Below are 21,318 nucleotides of genomic sequence, written 5' to 3' on the forward strand. Positions count from 1 at the left end.
GTCCGCGCGACCCCGGGGCGGTCGGGCCGGTGGCCCGTCGGGGCGCCGCTCGCGACGTGGCGGCCCGGCGTCCCCACGCCCGCTCCGGATGGCCCGGGCAGGCGTGCTGACGCCGATCGCGGTCGGCCTTCCGGGTCCGGTCGGAACCTGCGCCGTCGCGCGCAGCCCGCAGCAGGGGGTCGCGGGTCGTCCACCGTTCTCCGGTCAGCCGTGCCCTGGCGTGCGCGCCGGTCGTCGTGCGCTCCTGGCGGGGCCGTCAGACCCCTGCGTGCGGAACATCGTCGTCCGTCTGCGCCCGTCCGGGCCGTTAGCACGTTTGTAGTCCTCACCCGGAGGCCCTGCAAGGGTTCCCACCGATGTCATTTGACCGGTCGCGAAGGCCACAGGTTCGTCCACAGGCGGCCCCGCACGATTCCCACGGGACCCACAACCCTGTGGACGAAATCTGTGGACAGTTCGCGCGGGCGACACGCCCGGTTCGACCACGACCCGCGCCTCGTGCGCACGCCGTCGCTCAGACCCAGAACTGCGTCGTCGGCGTCGCCGCCGGCGTGAGCCGCTCGTCGAGGTCGAGGTCCCGCACGACGAAGCCGCCGTCGTCGACGAGCGTCCCCGCGAGGCGGCCCTGGAGCATCGCCGCGAGACGGGCGACGAGCACCCGGGCGCGCGAGCGCGCGATGACGTGCAGCCCCGACGGCCGTTCGACCTCGAGCTCGTACGGGTCCTGGGGGACCCACGTGACGCGGTAGGCGTGCGGCCCGTGCTCGCGCCAGTCGAGCGCACCGAGCGCGAGCGGCACCTGCGGCACGCGCTGCGCGGCCAGCCGGACCGCGCCGTCGTACGGGGTGTCCCCCGACAGCACGTACTCCGCGAGGCCGTCCGGGCGGGGGTGGACCGCGACGACCTGCGCGCTCGGGACCGTCGTGCGCAGGACGCCGAGCGCGGCGTCGGGGCCGAGGACCTGGGCGCTGTAGAGGGTCAGGTCGACCCCCGAGGCAGGGTCGGGCGTGAGCACGGTCCGGCCGTCCGCGACGACCGCACCCCCGACGCGCCGGGCCGCCGCGACCGCCCAGCCCAGCACCTGGAGCTCGAGCCCCTGCGGCAGCCCCGCCGCGAACGCCCGCGCGAGGCCGTCGCGGTCGTCGACGAGCGGGACCGGGGCCCCGCGCGGCGCCGGGTCGTCGACGTGCAGGGCGAACGCCTCGGCGCTCCCGCCCGCGAGGTCGAGCGCCTGAGTCTGCGGTGGCGTGAGCGGGAAGGGTCCGACGAGGCGCGCGCCCTCGGCGAGCCGGAGCTCGCCCGGCGTCACCACGCCCTCGGGCACCACGCCGCGGAACCGCGCCCCCACCATGGGCCGGGTCGCTCCCCCGCCGCCGGGCGGCGTCGTCCACGCCGCGTCGGCGAACCAGGCGCGCGCGAGGGTGTCCACGGGCGTACGAGCCGCGCCGCGGGAGCGAGGCACCGCGAGAAGGTGCGCTCCCGCGTGCGCGTCCGGCACGAGGCCGGCGACGGTGGCGTCCATGACCGGACCGTAGGGCGTCCGGAATGCCGGGATGTTACGGCCGTGTCACGACCGTGCTTCTCCTGCCGCGGCGGGGCCGGGGCCGCGCCCGGTCAGGCGCCGACGTCGTGCAGGTGGTGGACGACGTCGTGGACGAAGTACTGGCCGAGGGTGCGGACCGTGAACACCGACCCGTTCGAGCGCCGTCCGGGACGCTCCCACTGCTCCGGGACGAGCGCGTCGAACCGGCCCGCGACCCGGTCGCCCGCGATCTCGAGCTCGCGCGCCACGGTCGCCGGGTCCTGGTGCGCGTAGTCCTGCTCGACCGCCGTGGCGTCCTGGTCCCAGTTCGCGAACTGCGGGTCGTCGCCCTCGACCATCGACTGCACGCGCACGTCGAAGACGGAGAAGACGTCGCGGACGTGCGCGGCGTACTCCAGCACGGACCAGGTCGTGGCGTCGGGGCGGACGCGCACGTCCTCGCGGCCCAGCGCGCCGACGTAGCGCGGGATCGCGTCGCGCACCGCGGCCCCCACGCGGTCGGGCGACACTTCGGCCGCCACGAACCCGCACTCCGGGCACGGCCGCTCCATGACCCACGTCCAGTCCTTGGTGTCCGCGGGGACGGGCGGGAAGTCCGGGTCCGGGGCGCCGGCGGGGACGCCGTCGGGCGCCGCGGTCGTGTCCATGGCGGCAGTGTGCCAGACGTCGGGGCGCGCCCGCTGCGGCCCGGCTGCGGCCCGGCTGCGGCCCGGTTGAGGCACGGTTGCGGCCCGGAGGAGCCGATTAGCGTTCTGACACGACCTCCCTATGATGTCAGCATGCCCAAGATCATCGGAGGGTCCCTCCACGAGCACCGCGCCCAGACCCGGCAGAAGCTCTTCGCGGCGCTCTCGACCCTCATGATGGACCGCGGCTTCGACGCCATCTCGCTCGCCGACATCGCCGCCGCCGCGGGCGTCGGCCGCACCGCGGTGTACAACCACTTCCCCGACAAGGAGGCCCTGCTCCTCGGGTTCATCACCCACGAGACGGAGCAGTACGTGGGGACGCTCGAGCGGGCGCTGGAGGACGTGGACGACCCGGTCGAGCAGCTCCGCACCTACATCCGCCAGCAGGCGCAGCTCAAGCGCATCTTCCACCTCGCCCCCGGTCCGGACCTGCGCACCGTGCTGTCGCGCACGACGCGCCAGCGCCTGCGCGAGCACGCCGAGCTCGTCGAGACGATCCTGCGCCGCATCGTGGCGTCGGGCATCGAGGTCGGGGAGTTTCCCGAGCAGGACATCGACACCACCGTGCAGCTCGTCAACGCGTGCCTGTCCGGTCGGCTCGTCCCCGACGACCCGGCCGCGCGCGAGCAGGCGATCGAGGCGACCGAGGCCTTCGTGCTGCGTGCCGTCGGGGCCGACGCGACCTCACCCGCGCTCTCGCGCTGAGGCTGCGCCCGCGCACGGACACCAGCGGCCGCGCCCTCTGCTGCGCGCAGAACCGACCGGAGGGTCGGTGATGCCCCCGGCAACGGTCGCTTAGCCTCGGGGGGTGCCGACCCGCCGCCGCAGGCCCCCCGACGCCCCCGCCCGGGCGCGCGCCGGGCTCGGCGCGCCGTTCCGCAACGTCTTCACCGCGAACCTCAGCTCCAGCCTGGGTGACGGCATCGCGCGCGTCGCGTCGCCGCTGCTCGCCGCGCGCCTCACCGACGACCCGTTCCTCGTCTCCGGCATCGCCGCCGTCTCGCTCCTGCCGTGGCTGTTCTTCGCCATCCCCGCCGGGGTCCTCCTCGACCGCGTCGACCGTCGGCACGCGCTCGCGCTCGCGAACGGTGCCCGCACGCTGCTCGCCCTCGGGCTCGTCGCCCTCGCCGCGACGGGCACGCTGACGATCTGGTGGCTGTACGCCGTCGTGTTCCTCTACGGCGCGCTGGAGACCGTGTACGACGGCGCGATCCGCGCCGTGCTGCCCTCGATCGTGCGGCCCGCCGACCTGCCGCGCGCCAACTCGCGCATCGAGGCGGGCGAGATCACCGTCCAGAACTTCCTCTCGGCACCGCTCACGTCGGCGCTCTTCGCGGTCGCCGTCGTCGTGCCTCTCGGCACGGGCGCCGCCGCGTACGCCGTCGCGGGCGCGCTCGCGCTGTTCCTGCCCGCCGTCGCGGCGGGTGAGCACCGCGCCCCGGCCGACGCGGGCGCAGAGCCCGCTCCGCCCTGGTTCCGCCAGCTCGGGGACGGCTTCCGGTACCTGTGGGCGCACCCGACGCTGCGACCCCTGTGGGTCCTGTCCGTCGTCGTCGGGCTCTGCTTCTCGGCCGCGACCGCGACGACCGTGCTCTACGTCCTCGACGTGCTCGGCGTCCCGGAGGCCTGGTACGGGACGTTCCTGCTCGTCGGGGCCGGAGGGTCGCTCGTCGCGGCGGCGCTCGCGAACCCCGCCAAGGAGCGCTTCGGGACCGGGCGGACCATCGCCGTCGCGAACCTCGTGACGCCCGTGGCCCTCGTCCTCCTCGGGGTCGTGCCGCACCTGCCGGGCGGCGGCGTCGCCGTCGCGGCCGTGCTGCTCGCGGTGGGGTTCGGCGCGGTGACGGTCTGGAACGTGCTCGTCATGTCGCTGCGGCAGGCGATGATCCCCGGCCGCCTGCTCGGCCGCGTGCACGGCACGTGGCGCACGCTCCTGTGGGGCGCCATGCCGCTCGGGTCCTTCCTCGGCGGGCTCCTCGCCCGGGCGGACCTGACCACGCCGCTCGTCGTCGGCGGCGGGCTCGGCACGCTGGTCGCACTCCTGGGTTTCCGGTTCCTCGCGGGGCTCCCCGACCCGGAGGACGTCGACCAGATCCCGGACCGAGGATAGGCAAGCCTCACCTCGGTGGGTTACAGTTCCTGACGCATCGTCATGACGTCGCGTCAGGACGAGCGCCCCGACCCGACGCTACCCGCAGGAGCCACCGTGACTGCTCTCACCCAGGACCTCGACCGCACCGACGAGTCCGTGCCGCTGTCCCAGCGCCTGCGCGAGGGCACGCGCCCCGAGCACGAGCGGGCCGAGAGCTCCGGGTTCGTCGAGCGGCTCATGTCCGGGCAGCTCGACGTCTCCGCGTACGCGGACCTCGCGGCCCAGCAGTGGGCGATCTACGGCGCGCTCGAGGACGCGAGCGCCGCGATCCGCGCCGACGCCCAGGGCTCCACGCTGGTCTTCGACGAGCTCACGCGCACCCCCGAGATCGAGAAGGACCTCACGTTCCTCGTCGGCGCCGACTGGGCCGAGCGCATCACCCTCCACCCCGCGACCGAGCGCTACGTCGCGCGCCTGCGCACGGTCGGCGCGTCGCTGCCCGCCTACGCCGCGCACGCGTACACCCGCTACCTCGGCGACCTCTCCGGCGGGCAGATCATCAAGCGCATGCTGGAGCGGCACTACGGCCTCTCGGGCGACGGCCTCGCGTTCTACACGTTCGTCGAGATCCCCAAGTCCAAGCCGTTCAAGGACGTCTACCGCGAGCGCCTCGACGGCCTCGTCCTCACGCCCGAGCAGCTCGACGAGACCGTCGCCGAGGCCAAGCACGCCTTCCGCCTCAACAGCGACCTCTTCGCCGACCTGGGCGCCGCCCACCGCTGAGCCCGCCGCGACCCCGGCAGCCGGACCGGGGCTCTACCTCGCGGCGTGCAACCGGACGACGACGGACTTCGAGACCGGCGTGTTGCTCCCGTAGGCCGTGCTCTCGAGCGGGACGAGGACGTTCGCCTCCGGATAGTAGGCGGCGGCCGACCCCCGCGCCGTCGGGTAGGCGACCACGCGCTGGGCGGCGAGGACGCGGTCGGGCTCGCCGGGCCACTCGGCGTGGACGTCGACCCGGTCGCCGTCGGCGAACCCCAGCTCGGCGAGGTCGTCCGGGTGCACGAGCACGACGTCGCGGCCCCCGCGCACGCCACGGTACCGGTCGGACAGCCCGTAGATCGTCGTGTTGAACTGGTCGTGCGAGCGCAGCGTCTGCAGGATCAGGCGACCCGGCGGGCACTCGACGGGCTCGAGCTCGTTGACCGTGATCTCGGCGCGCCCGCTCGGCGTCGTGAACGTGCGCGAGTCGCGCGGGCCGTGCGGGAGCACGAACCCCTCGGGGCGCCGCACGTCGACGTTGAACCGCTCGAACCCGGGCACGACGCGGCTGACGTGGTCGCGCACCACGTCGTAGTCGTCCCGCATCGCCGCCCAGTCGATCCCCGGCGCCGGGTCGGCGCCCGGGCCACCCCGCAGCGTCGCCTCCGCCATGCCGACGACGATCGCCACCTCGCTGCGCAGGCCCGGCGCGACGGGGTCGACCTTGCCGCGCGACGCGTGCACCGCGCACACCGAGTCCTCCACGGAGACGATCTGCGCCCCGCTCTTCTGCACGTCGACCTCGGTGCGCCCCAGCGTCGGCAGGATGAGCGCCTCGCGCCCGGTGACGACGTGCGAGCGGTTGAGCTTGGTGGAGATCTGCACCGTGAGGTCGGTGCCGCGCAGCGCCGCCTCGGCGGCCGCGGTGTCCGAGATGGCGCCGGCGAAGTTCCCCCCGAGCGCGACGAACGCGCGGATGCGCCCGTCACGCATGCGCCGGAGCGTCTCGACGGCGTCGGCGCCGTGCGCGCGCGGCGGCTCGAACGCGAACTCGCGCCCCAGCGCGTCGAGGAAGGAGTCCGGCACCTTCTCCCAGATGCCCATGGTCCGGTCGCCCTGCACGTTGGAGTGCCCGCGGATCGGCGACGCCCCGGCGCCCGGCCGACCGATGTGGCCGCGGAGCAGGAGCAGGTTGACGATCTCCTTGATCGTGTCGACGCCCTTGCGCTGCTGCGTCAGGCCCATCGCCCACGTGACGATCACGCGGTCCGCGGCGAGGTAGCGTGCCGCGAGGTCGTCGACGTCGGCCGGCGTCAGGCCCGTGGCGGCGAGCACCGCGTCCTCGTCGAGGTGCGCGAGGTGCGCGCGGAACGCGTCGAGGCCGCGGGTGTGCGCGCGCAGGAACGCGTGGTCCAGCACCGTCCCCGGGGCGGCGTCCTCGGCGTCGAGCACGCGGCGGGACACCGCCTGCAGGAGCGCCATGTCCCCGCCCGGGCGCACCTGGTACAGCCGGTCCGCGATGTCCGTGCCACGGCCGACGAGCCCGCGCACGGTCTGCGGGTTGCGGTAGCGCACGAGCCCGGCCTCGGGCAGCGGGTTCACCGACACCACGGACCCGCCCGCGCGCTTGGTCCCCTCGAGCGCGGTGAGCATGCGCGGGTGGTTGGTGCCCGGGTTCTGCCCCATGACGATGACGAGGTCGGCCCGGGCGAAGTCGTCGTAGGAGACCGTGGACTTGCCGATCCCGATGGTCTCGAGCATCGCGGTGCCGGTGGACTCGTGGCACATGTTGGAGCAGTCGGGCAGGTTGTTGGTGCCGAACGCCCGGACGAACAGCTGGTAGACGAACGCCGCCTCGTTCGATGCGCGCCCGCTCGTGTAGAAGGCGGCCTCGTCGGGGGACCCCAGCCCACGCAGCCGGTCCCCCACGATCTCGAACGCGCGCTCCCAGGTCACGGGCTCGTAGTGGTCCGAGCCCGCCGGCTTGTGCACCGGCTCGGTGAGCCGGCCCTGCTGCCCCAGCCAGTACTCGTCGCGCCCGGCGAGGTCGGTGAGGGAGTTCTCGACCCAGAACTCGCGCGGCACGGTGCGCGGCGTCGCCTCCCACGTGATCGCCTTCGCACCGTTCTCGCAGAACTCGGCGTGGCTGCGGTGCGCCGGGTCCGGCCAGGCGCAGCTCATGCAGTCGAAGCCGTCCTTCTGGTTCGCGGACGTGAGCAGCCGCGCCGCCCGGGCGGGGCCCATCTCCCGGACCGACGCGAGGAGCGTGCGCACCACGGCCTCCGGTCCGGCCGCGTGGTCCTGGGGCGGGCCGACGCGGAGCTCGTCCCCGGGCCCGCTCAGGCCGGGACCGCCGTCGGGCGCGGGACCGCGGTCGCGCCCGGGGCCGCCGCGCGGACCCGGTGCTCGCCCGCGTAGACGACCATCGAGTCACCTCGGGCGAAGCCTGCGAGCGTGATCCCGGCCTCGACCGCGAGGTCGACGGCGAGGGTCGAGGGCGCGGAGACGGCGACCATCGCCGGGATCCCGGCCGTCGACGCCTTCTGCACGAGCTCGAACCCCGCGCGCCCGGACACGACGAGCACCGTGCCGGGCAGCGGCAGGCGGCCCCGCTGGACCGCCCACCCGACGACCTTGTCGACCGCGTTGTGCCGCCCCACGTCCTCGCGCACGACGAGCAGCTCGTCGCGCTCGACGTCCACGAGCGCGGCCGCGTGCAGCGACCCGGTCCGCGCGAACACGACCTGGGCGGCTCGCATCCGGTCCGGCAGGCCGAGGAGCCAGGCGGGGTCGAGGTCCGGCCCGTCGTCGGACAGGGCGTGGGCGGAGCGGGTCCGCACCGCGTCGATGCTGTCCGCGCCGCACAGCCCGCACGCGCTGGTCGTGGGCAGCGCCCGCGCGAGGCCGACGGCGCGCGGCCGGGCCGCCTCGGCGAGCGTCACCTCGACCGTGTTGTCGGCCGTCGTGCACAGGCGTGCCGTGCGCACGTCGTGCGGGTGGTGCACCACGCCCTCGGCCACGAGCAGCCCGAGCGCGAGCTCGAGGTCGTGGCCCGGCGTGCGCATGGTGACGGTCAGCACCCGACCGTCGACGCGGACCTCGAGGGGCTCCTCGACCGTCAGCTGGTCCTCGCGCTTCGAGACGTGCGCGGAGTCGTGGCCGAGCGTGTAACGGGTGACGCGTCGTCGCGCCGAGTGTTGTCCCACCCCGCCTATGGTGCCAGGCCCGGCACGTGGTGACGGAGGTGACATGGACGACGGTCGGGATTTCCTCGAAGTCAGGTTAGGCTCGTCTTACCCGGGCCTGGCGACGACCACGCCGTGTCGCGCCGCCCCAGCGCACCTGCCCCCTGGAGATCTCCCCATGCGTCACCGTGCCCGCGCCGTGCAGCGACCGAGCGACTCGTCGACCCGGGCGGCGAGCGCGCCCTCGACCACGCGCAGGTCCCGACGCGCGGCGACGAGCCTGGCCGGGGCGGCTGCCGGCGTCGTGCTGGGGCTCGTCGCCGCGTGCGCGCCGCTCCCCTACGAGCCGCCCGCGACGCCGTCGGCGGAGGCGAGCCAGGACGCCGCGCCCGTCGAGGCGGCGCCCGCGGAGACGGCCGACGCGGCGACGGGCGCGCCGGTCTGCACGACGCTCGACGCGTCCCGCGCCGCGGGGGGCGGGACCGACGTCGACCCGGCGTCCTTCCCCACCGGGCCCACGAGCGCGACGTTCGCCGACGACGCGATCCACCCGGTCGCCGAGGCGCCCGTGCCGCAGCTCCCGGTGACCGTCGAGTCGGTCGACGGACGCCAGGTCGAGATCACCGACGTGAGCCGCATCATCCCCGTCGACCTGTACGGGACGCTCGGCGAGATCGTCTACAGCCTGGGGCTCGGCGCGAACGTCGTGGGCCGCGACCTGCCGACCGGCTTCCCCGAGGCGGCAGACGTCCCCGTCGTCACGGGCGCGGGGCACGCGCTCGACGTCGAGGCGATCCTCGGGCTCGACCCCTCCGTGATCCTCACCGACGCGACGATCCTCACCGACGACGTGCGGGGCCAGCTCGAGAGCTCGGGCATCCCCGTCGTGTACTTCGACGAGGCCCGCACGCTCGACGGCGTCGACGACCGGATCCGCGCCGTCGCGACCGCGCTGGGCGTGCCCGAGCAGGGCGAGGCGCTCGTCGAGCGCACGGACCGGCAGATCTGCGCGGCCCTGGCCGCGGTGCCGCAGGACACCGGGACGCCGCGCGTCGCGTTCCTCTACCTGCGTGGGGCGAACATCAAGATGCTGTTCGGGCCCGGCTCCGGCGCCGACGACCTCGTCCGCGAGATCGGCGGCGAGGACGCCGGGACCGCGATCGGCCTCACGCAGCAGTACGCGCCGGTCACGAGCGAGGCGATCATCAGCGCCGCGCCCGACGCCTACCTCGTCATGACCGACGGGCTCGAGTCCATGGGCGGGCTCGACGCGATGATGGCGATCCCCGGCCTCGCGCAGACGCCCGCGGGCGAGGCGCGGCGCGTCGTCGACATGGACGGCTCGCGCCTCCTCACGTTCGGCCCCCGCACCGGGTACACCATCGCGTCGCTCGTCGAGGCGTTCTACGGCGTGCCCGCGCCCGAGCTCCCCGCGTCGTGAGCGCGGTGACGCGCCCGCCGGGCGCCACGGAGGACGCCCCCGCGCCCGACGACGCCCCGCGCCCGGGAGGTCGATCCGCCCGGGTGGGTCCCGCCGTCGGGCAGCAGCGCCGTCGGGCCGCACGCTGGCTCATGGTCGGGCTGGGCGTCGCGCTCGCGGTGCTCACGATCGTGTCCGGCATGACCGGCCAGGTGCCGGTGTCCCCCGCGGAGGTGCTGGGCTCGCTCGCGCACCACGTCGGGCTCGACTGGGGGCCCATGCCGTCGCACCCGCAGGGCGAGAACGCGCTGTGGGTCGTGCGGTTCCCGCGCGTCGTCCTGGCGATCGTCGTGGGCGCGGCGCTCGCGTGCTCGGGCGCGCTCATGCAGGGCGTGTTCGGCAACCCGCTCGCGGAGCCCGGCGTCATCGGGGTCTCCTCGGGCGCGGCCGTGGGCGCGTGCGCGGTCATCGTCACCGCGGGCGCGCTCGTGCCCGGCACGTGGGTCGCCGCGGCGGCGTTCGCCGGCGGGCTCGTCACGACGTTCGTCGTCTACGCGCTCGCGCGCGCCGGCGGCCGGACCGAGGTCGTGACGCTCGTCCTCACGGGCATCGCGGTCAACGCGTTCGCGGGCGGGATGCTCGCGTTCTTCACGTTCGTCGCCGACCCGGCCGCGCGCGAGCAGATCGTCTTCTGGCAGCTCGGCTCGCTCGGCGGCGCGACGTGGCAGTCCGTCGCGGTGGTCCTGCCGATCGCCGTCGTCGGCGTGACCGGCGCGATGCTCGTGCGGCGCAAGATGGACCTGCTCGCGCTGGGCGAGCGCGCCGCGCAGCACCTCGGGGTCGACGTCGAGCGGCTGCGCCAGCTCGTGATCGTCCTCGTCGCTCTGCTCGTCTCTGCTGGGGTCGCGTTCACGGGGATCATCGCGTTCGTCGGGCTCGTGGTGCCGCACCTCGTGCGCATGGTGTGCGGGCCGAGCCACCGCACGCTCGTCCCCGCGTCCGTGCTGGGCGGCGCCGTCGTGCTGCTCGCCGCGGACCTCCTCGCGCGCAGCGCCGTCGCGAACGTCGAGCTGCCGCTCGGCATGATCACGTCGCTCGTCGGCGGGCCGTTCTTCTTCTACCTGCTGCGCCGCACGCGCTCGCGCCAGGGAGGCTGGGCATGAGCGACCTCCGCCACGAGGGATCGTCGTTCCTCGGCGCGCTGCGCACCGCCGTCACCGGTGCCCGACGGCGGCCCCGCCTCCCCCGGCCGGCCGCGCCCGGCGACGTGGTCACCGCCGCACACGGCGTGTCCCTCACCCTGGGCGAGGCGTCGATCCTGCGCGACGTGTCGGTCGACGTGCGCGCGGGCGAGGTGCGCGCGCTGCTCGGCCCGAACGGGGCCGGGAAGTCGTCGCTGCTGGGCGTCCTCACCGGCGACCTGCGCCCCGAGGCCGGGGACGTCACCGTGGGCGGCCGCCCGCTCGCCGCGTGGACCCCGACCGAGCTCGCCCTGCGCCGGTCCGTCATGCTCCAGCAGGTCTCGCTGAGCTTCCCGTTCACCGCCGTGGACGTCGTGCGCATGGGCCGCTCGCCGTGGCGCGGCACCCCGTTCGAGGACGAGGACGACGCCGCGGTCGCCGAGGCCCTCGCCGCGACCGACGTCGAGCACCTCGCCGACCGGCACTTCACGTCGCTGTCCGGCGGGGAGAAGGCCCGCGTCGCGCTGTCCCGCGTGCTCGCGCAGCGCACCACGCTCCTCATGCTCGACGAGCCGACCGCCGCGCTCGACCTCAAGCACCAGGAGCTCGTGCTCCAGCTCGCCCGGGCGCACGCCGCCGCCGGGGGTGCCGTGGTCGTCGTCGTGCACGACCTCTCGCTCGCCGCCGCGTACGCCGACCAGGTCACCGTCCTCGCGGGCGGGCGCGTCGTCGCCGACGGCGGCCCGCGCGACGTCCTCACCGCCGAGCTGCTGAGCGACGTCTACGACTACCCCGTCGAGGTCGTCGACCACCCCGGCGGCGGCGCACTGATCGTCCTGCCGCGCCGCTGACGGGGACCCGGTCACGAGGCGGGCGCGCCCAGCGTCACGTGCACCACCGCTGCGGTCCGGACGCTCATTCGCGAGCCTCGAGGAGAAGCCCGAGCTCTTCGGCGCGGGCGAGGGCCGCCGCGCGGCGTGAGACGCCGAGCTTGCGGTAGATGCTGCGGATTTGGGTGCGCACGGTGGCGGGGGACACCTCGAAACGCGCGGCGGCCTGCTCAGCGGTGTCGCCGGCGCTGAGTGCGGCCAGGACGGCGCGTTCGCGGCGTGAGAGGCGCACGACGGGGGTGGGGCCGGGAAGGTTCACGCGCTGCACGCGCCGGTTGAGCAACGGGTTGGGAACGTCGGCGAGCTGGGCGAGCTGGACGAGATCGTCCGCCTCGGCGGCCAGGAACGGCTTGACGTGGTTCTCGCTCGCGCGCAGGGCGACGGCCTTGCGGAACGCCGTGGCGGCGTGGTGCTTGTTGCCTGTGCGCAGGTGCGCGATCGCTCTGACGAGGTGCAGTCCCATCATGTCCGGGACAGGGACGTGGAGCTGGTGCAGGGCTTGGGCGGTGGAGCGGATCGCGTCGTACGGGTGGCCGGCGAGGAGGCGGACCCAGGCGGCGTACTGGCGCAACGACGCGACGTCGGGGTGCGCGTCGACCAGGCGGAGCAGCCGGTTGCCCTCGGCCGCCCTGAGCAGCAGCTTGGCCTCGGAGCGCAGCACGAGCTGACCCGCGAGCGTGGTGGGGTCGGGCTCGAGCGCGCCGTGGCGCGTCCGGGCCTCGTCCAGGTGGGCGAGGGCGATGTGGGGGTCGCCGAACAGCGCGGCGTGGCTCGAGTGCGCGTAGGCGATGAAGGGCCACAGCTCCAGACTCTGGGTCGCAGGCCCGGCGGCGTCCAGGGACGACCTCGCCTCGGCGGGGTCTGCTTCCTCGATCGCGATCAGCGCACGGGCGACCCGCGCGCCGACCGTGGTCAGGTGGTCGATCCATGACGGGACAGCAGCGCTGTCGTCGAGCGAGGTCAGCCAGGAGCGAGCCAGTCCGAGGTGCCCACGGTAGGCGGCGACGAGCGCGAGGTTGGCCAGGGCGTTCGCACCGGCGTGGTGTGCGTACGGGGCCGGGCCGGCCTCGACGTGCGCCTGGGTGTACAGCTTCGCGGCGTGGTCGAGCCGGCCCGCCAGCATCGCGGTGACGCCGCGCTGGACCGACAGCCAGCCGGGCTTGGTCGCGACGTGGGTCGACGTCCAGGGCAGGGAGTGACCGGTCCCCCGGAGCGCGAGCTGCTTGTCGACCCACGCGCCCAGGCGTTCCGACTCCTCGAACGCCCCGCGCAGCCGCGCCGAGATGACGGCGATCGTGCCGGCGGTGACAAGATCGCTCGGCCGGGTGAAGGATGCCAGCCGGGCGGCGTAGGAGCGGCCCTGGACGGCGTACACGTGCAGGACGCTCATCAGCTCGCCGTCACGGTCGGCGACCTCGGCGCGGTGGTGGGCGAGAAGAGCCGCGTGCAACAGGCGGGGCCGGTGCTCGAACTCCGCGGCGTCCAGACCACGGACCCTCTCCATGACCGAGTGTGCGTAGCGGCCTGGCAGGTCGTACCAGAGCAGGTCGAACAGCTCTTCGATGTCGTCGAGCGTGCCGGTGGCGATGGTCGCTCGGATCGCCTCGTCGTTCAAGGATGTCGCGCCGTCGAACGAGGGGTTCACCTGATCGATCCTCGTCCATGCCCTCGTGGGGACGAGGACAGGGACGTGGGTGAATTCTTCTCAGAACGGATGAATTCGTTGATGAAGTTCCATCACTTTTCCGTCACCGACCGCTGTCGCCTGGGTCACATGAGGTGTTGACGAGCGCGCGAGGGACGCGTGCCACGGAACCGATGGGGAGCTCATGCGACCACGACCATGGAGCACGACGGGCGCCGACCGCGCCACTCGGCGCGGATCTCGCGCCGGGACGATGACAGCCCGCCACGTCAGGCCGCGACACCGGAGGGGCACGTGGAAGCGCGCCGTCGCCGGCGCCGTGGCGCTCGTGACCGCGGGCACCGGCGTCGCGGCGTCGGCCGCGCTGCCGGCCGCCGCGGCGACGGTGTACGAGATCACCGGGCGCTGGGCCGAGGGAACCCCGACCGTGGTGGCCTCGGGTGACGTCGTGACGGCGGAGTGGCGGGTCAACGTCAACGACGACCACGCCGCGCCGAGCAACGACCCGGTCGCCGACGTCACGTTCGAGGTGACGATCGACCACGGCCTCTTCGGTGCTCTGCCGGACGCGTGCCTCACCACCGGAGTGAACCCCGCGTCGAGCATCTCCCCGGACCGCAAGACGCTCGTCTGCAATCTCGGCACCCGGGACCAGGGCACGGCGCACGTCGTGCAGACGGCCGTCCAGGCCGACGGCCAGACCGGCGACCAGATCACTGCGGTCGGCACGATCGACGGCCGCACCGCCGAGGTGCCGCCCATCGCCATCGAGAACCCCTTCGCGATGGACATGGTGTGGCAGACGCCCACCAACGGCGTCGGTTGGAACGACGATTACGTCGACATCGACGTGCAGTGGACCCTCTTCACGCAGACCGGCAGCGACCCCGGCCCCGACACGGTGAGCTACCGGCTCGATGTCACCAACCCTGTCGGCGCAGCCGTCCAGGTCGGCCCCCAGGCGTGCTCGCCGTTCACGACCGGCGCGGCGACCGGGCACCCCTGGTCGGGAGGTACCCATCCCGCGCAGCAATCGGCGCCGTTCGTCGACAGCTGCACCCTGACTCCGAACCCCGACGGTTCGTTCACCCTCACGCTGAGCGGGATCGACTACTCGCGGCTCCAGGTGCCGACGCAGGACTCCGTGGGTCAGGCGCTTCCGGCCAACCGTGAAGCGGTGGCGAGCGGCACGGTGTGGTTCCGCTTCATGAGCGGGACGAACAACAGCATGACCCTGACGGCGAGCACGCCGACCTACACCTCGCCCTCCGGCGCGACGTCCGTCGACGACCCGTCGAACAACCAGTCCAGCAAGACCTGGACCCGTGGCGGCTGGAACAACGCCTGGCAGCCGGAGGCATCCGGCGTCCAGGTCCCGTCGTGGTGGAGCAACGAGTTCCGCGTCTCCGCCGGGCGCGAGGTGCAGTCCGTGACGAGCGCCACCTGGGCCTCGTCCGACCCCGCAACCGTGTTCGGACAGTGCCAGGTCCTCGATACCCGCTACGTCGACTTCACCAGCGCAGAGATCAGCCACGGCTGGGGCGGCCAGCCCCTCCCGGGCGTCGCTCTGGAGTACTACGTGGGAAGCGCGGCGATCGTCGACGCGTCCAGCGCGAGCTATGACCCGAACGCGTTCCGGTGCGACCAGGACCCGGGCGGCTGGACGACGACGCCAGCACCCGGCCAGACGGTCAAGGCAGTGCGGGCGACCTACCCCTTCTCGGCGATGACGGGCAACCCCCGGACGAGCCTCAACGTCCGCCACACGATCAAGGCGGACACCCCGGTGGGCACGGACGTGTGGCAGTGGGGCGCCGCCTACGTCAACGGTCAGTGGCAGTACCCCAACCGCAGCATGAACCCTGCGGACCGGACGGGCCCCCTGACCCCGGGCATGCGCTACCCCTTCATCGGCAGCGGCCGGGACGTGCTGTACATCATCGGCGTCACCCCGGCCGTGACGAAGTCGGCGGACCGCGCCTCGGTCAAGCCGGGGATCCCGGCGACATACACGCTCAGCTACAGCGCGAACGGCACGGGGTCCATCGACCCGACGGTCGACGACTTCGAGCTCGTCGACACCCTGCCGGTGGGGATGAGCTACGTGTCCGGTTCGGCGACTCCTGAGCCCACGGTCTCGACGAACGGATCCGGCCAGCAGGTCCTCACCTGGACCCTCGACGGGGTACCGACCAACGCGTCGAACGCACTCACCTACCAGGCTGTCGCGGCGGTCGACGTCACGCCCGGTACTGCGCTGACCAACAGCGTCGTGGCGACCGTCGGCGGGGAGTCCACGTCGCCCGCGACCGCACAGGTCACGGTCTCGACCAACGGCTTCACCAGCATCGCCAAGACGACGGACCAGTGGTTCATCGCGAACCCGGACGGTGACGGCTCGGACGAGTCAGGTTCCTGGACGGTGACGCTGCGCTCGGAGGACCCGCTGCCGCAGGCGTTCACGGACACGATCGACATCCTGCCCTTCAACGGCGACGACCGTGGCACGTCGTTCTCCGGGTCGTACGACGTGACGTCGGTGGGCGTGCCGGCGGGAGCGACGGTGTACTACACGACCGCGGACCCGGCGACCCTCTCGGACGACCCGGCCGACACGTCGAACGGCACCGCGCCGGGCAGCGTCACCGGGAACACGGTCGGCTGGTCGACGACGCCGGTCGCGAACCCGACTGCGATCCGTGTGATCGGGGGGACGCTGGCGCCGGGTGCGACGTTCGCCTTCACCGTGAACATCGAGCCCGACGGAGCGCAGCCGGGTGACACGTACGTCAACCGTGCGCAGGCGATCGCGGAGCACACCGAGCTGGTGATGCGCACGTCCGAGCCGCTGACGATGGGCACGGACTACTCGGCGTCGCTGAAGAAGTACGTCCAGGACCGTGACGGCACCTGGGTCGACGCCAACGACGTCGCCGAGTACCCGTCGTTCCGCCCCGGAGAGACGGTCCGGTACCGGATCGTGGTGACGAACACCGGCCAGGGCACCATCACTCACCTCGAGGTGTCCGACGACCTGCAGCCCGAGCTGGGGTCCTTCGTGGTGGAGGAGCTCGCGCCCGAGGAGAGCGAGTCGCACGAGTTCGAGATCGTCCTTGGTGAGGGTGGCCCGGACACGGTCGTGAACACGGCGTGCGCGACGGCCGACCAGCCCGCGGACTCCGAGGACCCGGTGCAGATCAACTGCGACCCCGCCGGGTTCGAGGTGGACGGGGATCCGACGCACACCAAGACCATCGTGTCGGCGACGCCGATCGGTGGCGGGCAGTGGGAGGTCGTGTACGGGATCGACGTGACCAACACGTCGGCTCACCCGACGACGTACGACCTGGACGACACGCTGCACTTCACGTCCGAGGCCACCGTCGTCGCGGCGACGGTCACCACCGCTCCGGCGGGGGTCACGCTCGCGACCCCGGCGTGGGACGGGCAGGGCAGCACCGCGATCGCGGCCAACGTGCCGCTGCTCGGGAACGACGAGGCCGGGTATGCCGCGCACCACTACGAGGTGACCGTCATCGCGGACGTCCCGTTGCAGGTGCCCGGCGCTGGGTCGGACCCCGACCCGACGGTGTGCCCGGCCGAGGGGTCGGACGCGGACCAGGGGTTCAACAACACCTCGCGGCTGACCGACGCCCGCGGCGAGACCGAGGACGACCAGGCGTGCGCGCCGATCCCGTCGATCGACATCACCAAGACCGTCTCCGCAGGTCCCGTGCCGAACGGTGACGGGACGTGGACGGTGACCTACGACGTCGTCGCCACGAACGACGGCGCGTTCGAGGGCACCTACGAGGTGACCGACCGCATGACCGCGGACGGCGACCTCGAGGTCGTGTCCGGGTCGGTCGTCACCAGCCCGGCCGGCGTCACGCCGAACGGGTCCTGGACGGGCCTGGGCGCGGAGGGTGCTCCGGAGAACGTCATCGCCGCCGCCGTGACCCTGCCCGCGGGCGAGTCGCACACCTACCAGGTCGAGGTCGTCATCGGCATCGCCGACGACGCCACCGGCGTCCCGGTGGTCACGCCCTGCTCCGCGCTGGGTGAGGGGGACAGCGGTGGCCTGTCGAACGCGGCGGAGATCGAGCACAACGACCTGACCGACGAGGCGACCGCGTGCGTGACGATCGCGTACATCGTGGTGGACAAGTCGATCAGCGCGGGCCCAACGCCGAACGGCGACGGGACGTGGACGATCGTCTACGACATCGTCGCCGAGAACGTGGGTGGCGAGTCGGGCGAGTACGACGTATTCGACCGCCTCGACTACGGCACGGGGATCGACATCGTCTCCGCCGACGTCGTCACCACGCCGACCAGCGTCACGGCCGAGAGCACCTGGACCGGCCTGGGCCCGGACAAGGACTCCGCGGAGAACCTCGTCGCGGAGAACGTGAGCCTTGCCGCGGGCGGGACGCACACCTACCAGGTCGAGGTCGTCGTCGAGATGGACGAGGCCACGATCGACCCGGCCGCGCTGCAGTGCCCGCCACCCGGGTCGGGCGCGAACGGTGGCCTGGCCAACTCGGTCAGCCTGGACCACAACGGGATCGTCGCCGAGGACGAGGCGTGCGCGTCCCTGCCCCTGATCGGGATCGAGAAGTCGATCTCGGACGGTCCGACGCCGAACGGCGACGGGACGTGGACCATCACCTACGACCTCGTGGCGACCAACACCGGTCAGGCCGCGGGCGAGTACGACGTGCGTGACCAGCTGCGCTACGGCGACGGGATCGTCGTCGAGTCCGCCGACGTCGTCACGACGCCGGCGGGCGTGACCGCGGAGGCCGGATGGACCGGTCAGGGTGGCACGCTCGGTGACGGGGAGAACCTGGTCGCCGGTGGCGTCTCGCTCGCAGCGGGTGGGACGCACACCTACCAGGTGCAGGTCGTGGTCTCCCTCGACCGGGCCGTCGTCACCCCCACGGACCTCACCTGCCCCGCGTCGGGTTCTGGTGAGAACGGCGGGTTGGCGAACACGGTCGAGCTCGAGCACAACGGCGAGACGTCGGACGGCGAGGCGTGCGCGTCCCTGCCGCTGATCGAGATCGCCAAGTCCCTCTCGGGCGCGGTGACGCCGGTCGAGGGCGAGGACGGGGTGTACGACGCGGTGTACGAGGTCACGGTGACCAACCGTGGTCCGGGCGCCGGGGTCTACGACCTGGACGACACCCTCGCGCCGGGCGAAGGCGTGACGGTCGTCGGGATCCAGGGCGTCGTCACCGACGCGCCGGAGCCCGTGGGGGTCAACGAGGGCTTCGACGGCCTCGAGGACACCCGGATCGTGACCGGCCAGCCGATCGCGGGCGCGGGCACGGCGCCGGTGGTGCACACCTACACGGTCACGGTGCGGTACGCGGCGGACCTGTCCGACGTCGTCATCCCGGACACCGACACCTGCACCACCGGCGACGGTGGCACGGTGCCCGGTGGCCTGAACAACATCGCCGCCATCGGGTGGAACGGGATCGAGGGCGCGGACGACGAGTGCGTGCGTCCGGGCAAGCCGACCCTGGACAAGGCCCTCGTCTCGGCGAACCCGGTCGGGGACGGGAGGTGGGAGGTCGTGTACGACCTCACCGTGGGCAACGTCGGGGCTGAGGCGACGACGTACGACCTGGACGACGAGCTGCTCTTCGCGCCCGTCATCACGGTCGAGTCCGTCGGCGTGACCGGCCCCGACGGGGTCACCGTGAACGAGGGCTTCGACGGTGACGCCGACCAGCGGATCGCGACGGACGTGTCGATCGGTGGGCTGGACGACGAGGGGTACGCCCCGCACGTCTACCGGGTCACGGTGGTCGCGAACGTGCCGCTGCACTTCGCGTCCGACGACGTGGGCGAGGACGGGACGGGCTCGCCGGCGTGCACCACGGCTCCTGGTGGGAACCTCACCGAGCAGGGGCTGAACAACGCGGCCACGCTCACGGACGAGACGGGTGGGACGCAGACCGACACGGACTGCGCCCCGGTGCCCTCGATCGACCTCACGAAGTCGATGGACGGCAAGCCTGCCAAGAACGCCGACGGGACCTGGACGGTGCGCTACACCGTCACGGCCGTCAACGACGGCGCGGCCGCCGGGGTCTACGACCTGACCGACCGTCTGCGCTACGGCGCGGGCATCCGGGTCGAGTCCGCGACGGTGACCGCGACGCCCGAGGGCGTGACGGCGTCGGGCACGTGGACCGGCCAGGGCGCTGCCGGCGCACCGGAGAACGTCGTCGCGAGCGACGTCACCCTCACCGCCGGTGGAACCCACACCTACCGGGTGCAGGTCGTCGCCACGCTCGACCAGGGTGCGGTGAACGAGTCCACGTTCACCTGCCCCGCACCGGGCACGGACGGGCGTGGCGGGTTCGCGAACACCGCAGGCATCGGTCACAACGACCTGACCGACACCGCCGAGGCGTGCGCCACCCCGGACGAGCCCGGTACCCCCGGGACCCCGGCCAAGCCCGGCGGGTCGCTCGCGACCACCGGTGCGACCCTCGCGTGGGTCGCCGGAGGTGCGGCACTGCTGCTCCTGCTCGGCGTGATCGTGCTCGTCGCGGCCCGCAACCGCCGCAGCACGACCGGCTGAGGCACCGCCGGTCGCCCCGACCGCGGGGCGGGGCGACCGGCGGCTCTCAGGGTCGACACCCCACGACCACCCCGTGAAGGCCGACGACACTGCTCGACGGCCTCGTTGCTAACACGCACTCTCCGGCACTCCCACCGCATGACGCCCCGTCGCCCGTCACCGCCGACGCGCACGCCCCGCCTGTGAGGTCCCCATGCACCGCGACGCCCACCGCATCGTCCTGCCCACCCTGTTCGGCTACGCGACCCTGGTCCGCATCAGGGACGTCACGAACCCGTTCGCCGGCAGGACCCGCCGGATCGACACGGTCCTGCCGCCCACCCTCAGCGCCGACGAGCTCCTCGACTTCCATGCCCGGCTCGTGCTGCGCCCCGCCCACCAGCGCCGCCCCGGAGCAGCCGCGGCGGCCGTCGGACAATGCCGGCTCCTCGGGCACGCCGTGGACGTCCGGACCACCAGCGCGTTGACGCTGAACCGCACGACCGTGGCGCCGACCTCGCACGACCTCGCGTTCGCCACACTGGCCCGCACCATGCGTCGAGCCTGCGACGCCCGTCTCCGCGATACCCAGGAAGCTCTTGCCCGTCAGCTCGTGTGGTGCGGCATCCACGCGGCACGCGACCACGAGGTCGCCCAGGTCCTGCACGCCGCCGAGGCGCTGCGAAACCTGATCACCGTCGAGACCTCGGGTAGCACGACCGAGGCCCTCGACCAGGCCTGAACCCCGCGCGTCGACGAATTCCCTGACGAACCACGGGTGAATTCGCGTCGTTGCGTGCATCACCCTGCCGGACCGCGCCCTCCCTCGACCTGCAAGAACTCACTGGGCCGCGACCAGGAGCGGTTCTGGACGGCCGTCCAACTGCGTACAGTTCACTGCGCGCACGCCGGACGACCGGTACCCGCCGCGCCCACCGGAAGCGCCGAGCCGGCGGTCGTGACCAGCAACCGGCACCGGACAGAACGTGGTGAGCACGACCATGACGTGGGTAGGACCCGCCATCGCTACGATGACGGCCTCTGGGGGGAGGGGTCAGATGCGCGAACCGTTCGACGTGAGCGCGTACATCGAGTCGCTCGGACCCATGACACCTGAGCAACGGGCACTCGTGAACGACGGCATGAGCCGGGTCACCGCACAGAAGGGCCGCGACGACGCAGGGTTCCTGCGCGACGCAGCCCTCTATCTCAGCACCCTCGCACTCGTCGGCGACGTCACAGCCTTCGACGACGACACGTGGCGCCTCATCGAGACCATGCGTCGCAAGCACGGCGGCGATGGCGACTAGAGGGCGTCTCGCGTCTGAGGT

14 protein-coding genes are annotated in these 21,318 nt (G+C 73.2%); 9 read left to right on the forward strand and 5 right to left on the reverse strand.

The genetic code is table 11. The features are described 5' to 3' along the window. Positions 1 to 514 precede the first annotated feature (514 nt). Together ACTJIY_RS02685 and ACTJIY_RS02690 are read right to left on the reverse strand one after the other, a co-directional pair. Positions 515 to 1,522 (reverse strand): hypothetical protein, encoded by a 1,008-nt coding sequence (locus ACTJIY_RS02685; protein WP_440675007.1) that lies wholly within the window; start codon positions 1,520 to 1,522, stop codon positions 515 to 517. Positions 1,523 to 1,614: 92 nt separating this feature from the next. Further along, on the reverse strand, positions 1,615 to 2,190 hold the full coding sequence (locus ACTJIY_RS02690; RefSeq protein WP_440675008.1) for a DinB family protein: 576 nt from the start codon (positions 2,188 to 2,190) through the stop codon (positions 1,615 to 1,617). A 132-nt stretch (positions 2,191 to 2,322) separates the two neighbouring features. Here ACTJIY_RS02690 and ACTJIY_RS02695 point away from each other — a divergent pair, with 132 nt between their 5' ends. From ACTJIY_RS02695 to ACTJIY_RS02705, 3 genes are all read left to right on the forward strand, one after another. Then, positions 2,323 to 2,937 (forward strand): TetR/AcrR family transcriptional regulator, encoded by a 615-nt coding sequence (locus ACTJIY_RS02695; protein WP_253052306.1) that lies wholly within the window; start codon positions 2,323 to 2,325, stop codon positions 2,935 to 2,937. A gap of 103 nt (positions 2,938 to 3,040) precedes the next feature. Then, on the forward strand, positions 3,041 to 4,342 hold the full coding sequence (locus ACTJIY_RS02700; RefSeq protein WP_440675009.1) for an MFS transporter: 1,302 nt from the start codon (positions 3,041 to 3,043) through the stop codon (positions 4,340 to 4,342). A 96-nt stretch (positions 4,343 to 4,438) separates the two neighbouring features. Continuing rightward, the gene (locus tag ACTJIY_RS02705; RefSeq protein WP_253052302.1) at positions 4,439 to 5,107 is read left to right on the forward strand and encodes a heme oxygenase (biliverdin-producing); all 669 of its coding nucleotides are present in this window, start codon (positions 4,439 to 4,441) and stop codon (positions 5,105 to 5,107) included. Between the two features lie 33 nt (positions 5,108 to 5,140). On the opposite strand, the gene ACTJIY_RS02710 is transcribed toward ACTJIY_RS02705, so the two are convergent. Continuing rightward, positions 5,141 to 7,330, reverse strand: coding sequence for an FdhF/YdeP family oxidoreductase (locus ACTJIY_RS02710; protein WP_440675022.1), 2,190 nt, complete (start codon positions 7,328 to 7,330; stop codon positions 5,141 to 5,143). 95 nt (positions 7,331 to 7,425) lie between these two features. Beyond that, on the reverse strand, positions 7,426 to 8,292 hold the full coding sequence (gene fdhD, locus ACTJIY_RS02715; protein WP_440675010.1) for a formate dehydrogenase accessory sulfurtransferase FdhD: 867 nt from the start codon (positions 8,290 to 8,292) through the stop codon (positions 7,426 to 7,428). 178 nt (positions 8,293 to 8,470) lie between these two features. Between fdhD and ACTJIY_RS02720 the strand changes: the two genes are divergently transcribed. The 3 genes from ACTJIY_RS02720 to ACTJIY_RS02730 all read left to right on the forward strand — a co-directional run bounded on the left by ACTJIY_RS02720 (position 8,471) and on the right by ACTJIY_RS02730 (position 11,723). Beyond that, positions 8,471 to 9,712, forward strand: a complete 1,242-nt coding sequence (locus tag ACTJIY_RS02720; protein ID WP_253052296.1) for a heme/hemin ABC transporter substrate-binding protein — start codon at positions 8,471 to 8,473, stop codon at positions 9,710 to 9,712. A 131-nt stretch (positions 9,713 to 9,843) separates the two neighbouring features. Continuing rightward, the gene (locus ACTJIY_RS02725; protein ID WP_253052519.1) at positions 9,844 to 10,854 is read left to right on the forward strand and encodes a FecCD family ABC transporter permease; all 1,011 of its coding nucleotides are present in this window, start codon (positions 9,844 to 9,846) and stop codon (positions 10,852 to 10,854) included. Further along, positions 10,851 to 11,723: a heme ABC transporter ATP-binding protein gene (locus ACTJIY_RS02730; protein WP_440675011.1), complete on the forward strand. Its 873-nt coding sequence runs from the start codon at positions 10,851 to 10,853 to the stop codon at positions 11,721 to 11,723. The genes ACTJIY_RS02725 and ACTJIY_RS02730 overlap by 4 nt, the downstream gene beginning before the upstream one ends. Before the next feature lie 64 nt (positions 11,724 to 11,787). Here the strand turns inward: ACTJIY_RS02730 and ACTJIY_RS02735 are convergent, their stop codons facing one another. Continuing rightward, the gene (locus ACTJIY_RS02735) at positions 11,788 to 13,407 is read right to left on the reverse strand and encodes a LuxR C-terminal-related transcriptional regulator (RefSeq protein WP_440675012.1); all 1,620 of its coding nucleotides are present in this window, start codon (positions 13,405 to 13,407) and stop codon (positions 11,788 to 11,790) included. 328 nt (positions 13,408 to 13,735) lie between these two features. On the opposite strand from ACTJIY_RS02735, the gene ACTJIY_RS02740 reads away from it, so the two are divergent. The 3 genes from ACTJIY_RS02740 to ACTJIY_RS02750 all read left to right on the forward strand — a co-directional run bounded on the left by ACTJIY_RS02740 (position 13,736) and on the right by ACTJIY_RS02750 (position 21,297). Further along, positions 13,736 to 20,008: a hypothetical protein gene (locus ACTJIY_RS02740; protein WP_440675013.1), complete on the forward strand. Its 6,273-nt coding sequence runs from the start codon at positions 13,736 to 13,738 to the stop codon at positions 20,006 to 20,008. A 193-nt stretch (positions 20,009 to 20,201) separates the two neighbouring features. Next, entirely contained in the window at positions 20,202 to 20,729 is a 528-nt protein-coding gene (locus tag ACTJIY_RS02745; protein WP_440675014.1) for a hypothetical protein, read from the forward strand. A gap of 316 nt (positions 20,730 to 21,045) precedes the next feature. Continuing rightward, complete coding sequence (locus tag ACTJIY_RS02750; protein ID WP_440675015.1) at positions 21,046 to 21,297, forward strand: hypothetical protein; 252 nt, start codon at positions 21,046 to 21,048, stop codon at positions 21,295 to 21,297. Positions 21,298 to 21,318: the final 21 nt, after the last annotated feature.

This window comes from Cellulosimicrobium sp. 22598 (assembly GCF_052044445.1).
GTDB lineage: Bacteria > Actinomycetota > Actinomycetes > Actinomycetales > Cellulomonadaceae > Cellulosimicrobium > Cellulosimicrobium cellulans_G.

What these genes read in the sequence shown, in the direction of transcription:
- ACTJIY_RS02685 (WP_440675007.1), bottom strand. Translation starts at nt 1,522, where the DNA reads ATGGACGCCACCGTCGCCGGCCTCGTGCCGGACGCGCACGCGGGAGCG.
- ACTJIY_RS02690 (WP_440675008.1), bottom strand. Translation starts at nt 2,190, where the DNA reads ATGGACACGACCGCGGCGCCCGACGGCGTCCCCGCCGGCGCCCCGGAC.
- ACTJIY_RS02695 (WP_253052306.1), top strand. Translation starts at nt 2,323, where the DNA reads ATGCCCAAGATCATCGGAGGGTCCCTCCACGAGCACCGCGCCCAGACC.
- ACTJIY_RS02710 (WP_440675022.1), bottom strand. Translation starts at nt 7,330, where the DNA reads ATGGGCCCCGCCCGGGCGGCGCGGCTGCTCACGTCCGCGAACCAGAAG.
- ACTJIY_RS02725 (WP_253052519.1), top strand. Translation starts at nt 9,844, where the DNA reads ATGGTCGGGCTGGGCGTCGCGCTCGCGGTGCTCACGATCGTGTCCGGC.
- ACTJIY_RS02730 (WP_440675011.1), top strand. Translation starts at nt 10,851, where the DNA reads ATGAGCGACCTCCGCCACGAGGGATCGTCGTTCCTCGGCGCGCTGCGC.
- ACTJIY_RS02745 (WP_440675014.1), top strand. Translation starts at nt 20,202, where the DNA reads ATGCACCGCGACGCCCACCGCATCGTCCTGCCCACCCTGTTCGGCTAC.
- ACTJIY_RS02750 (WP_440675015.1), top strand. Translation starts at nt 21,046, where the DNA reads ATGCGCGAACCGTTCGACGTGAGCGCGTACATCGAGTCGCTCGGACCC.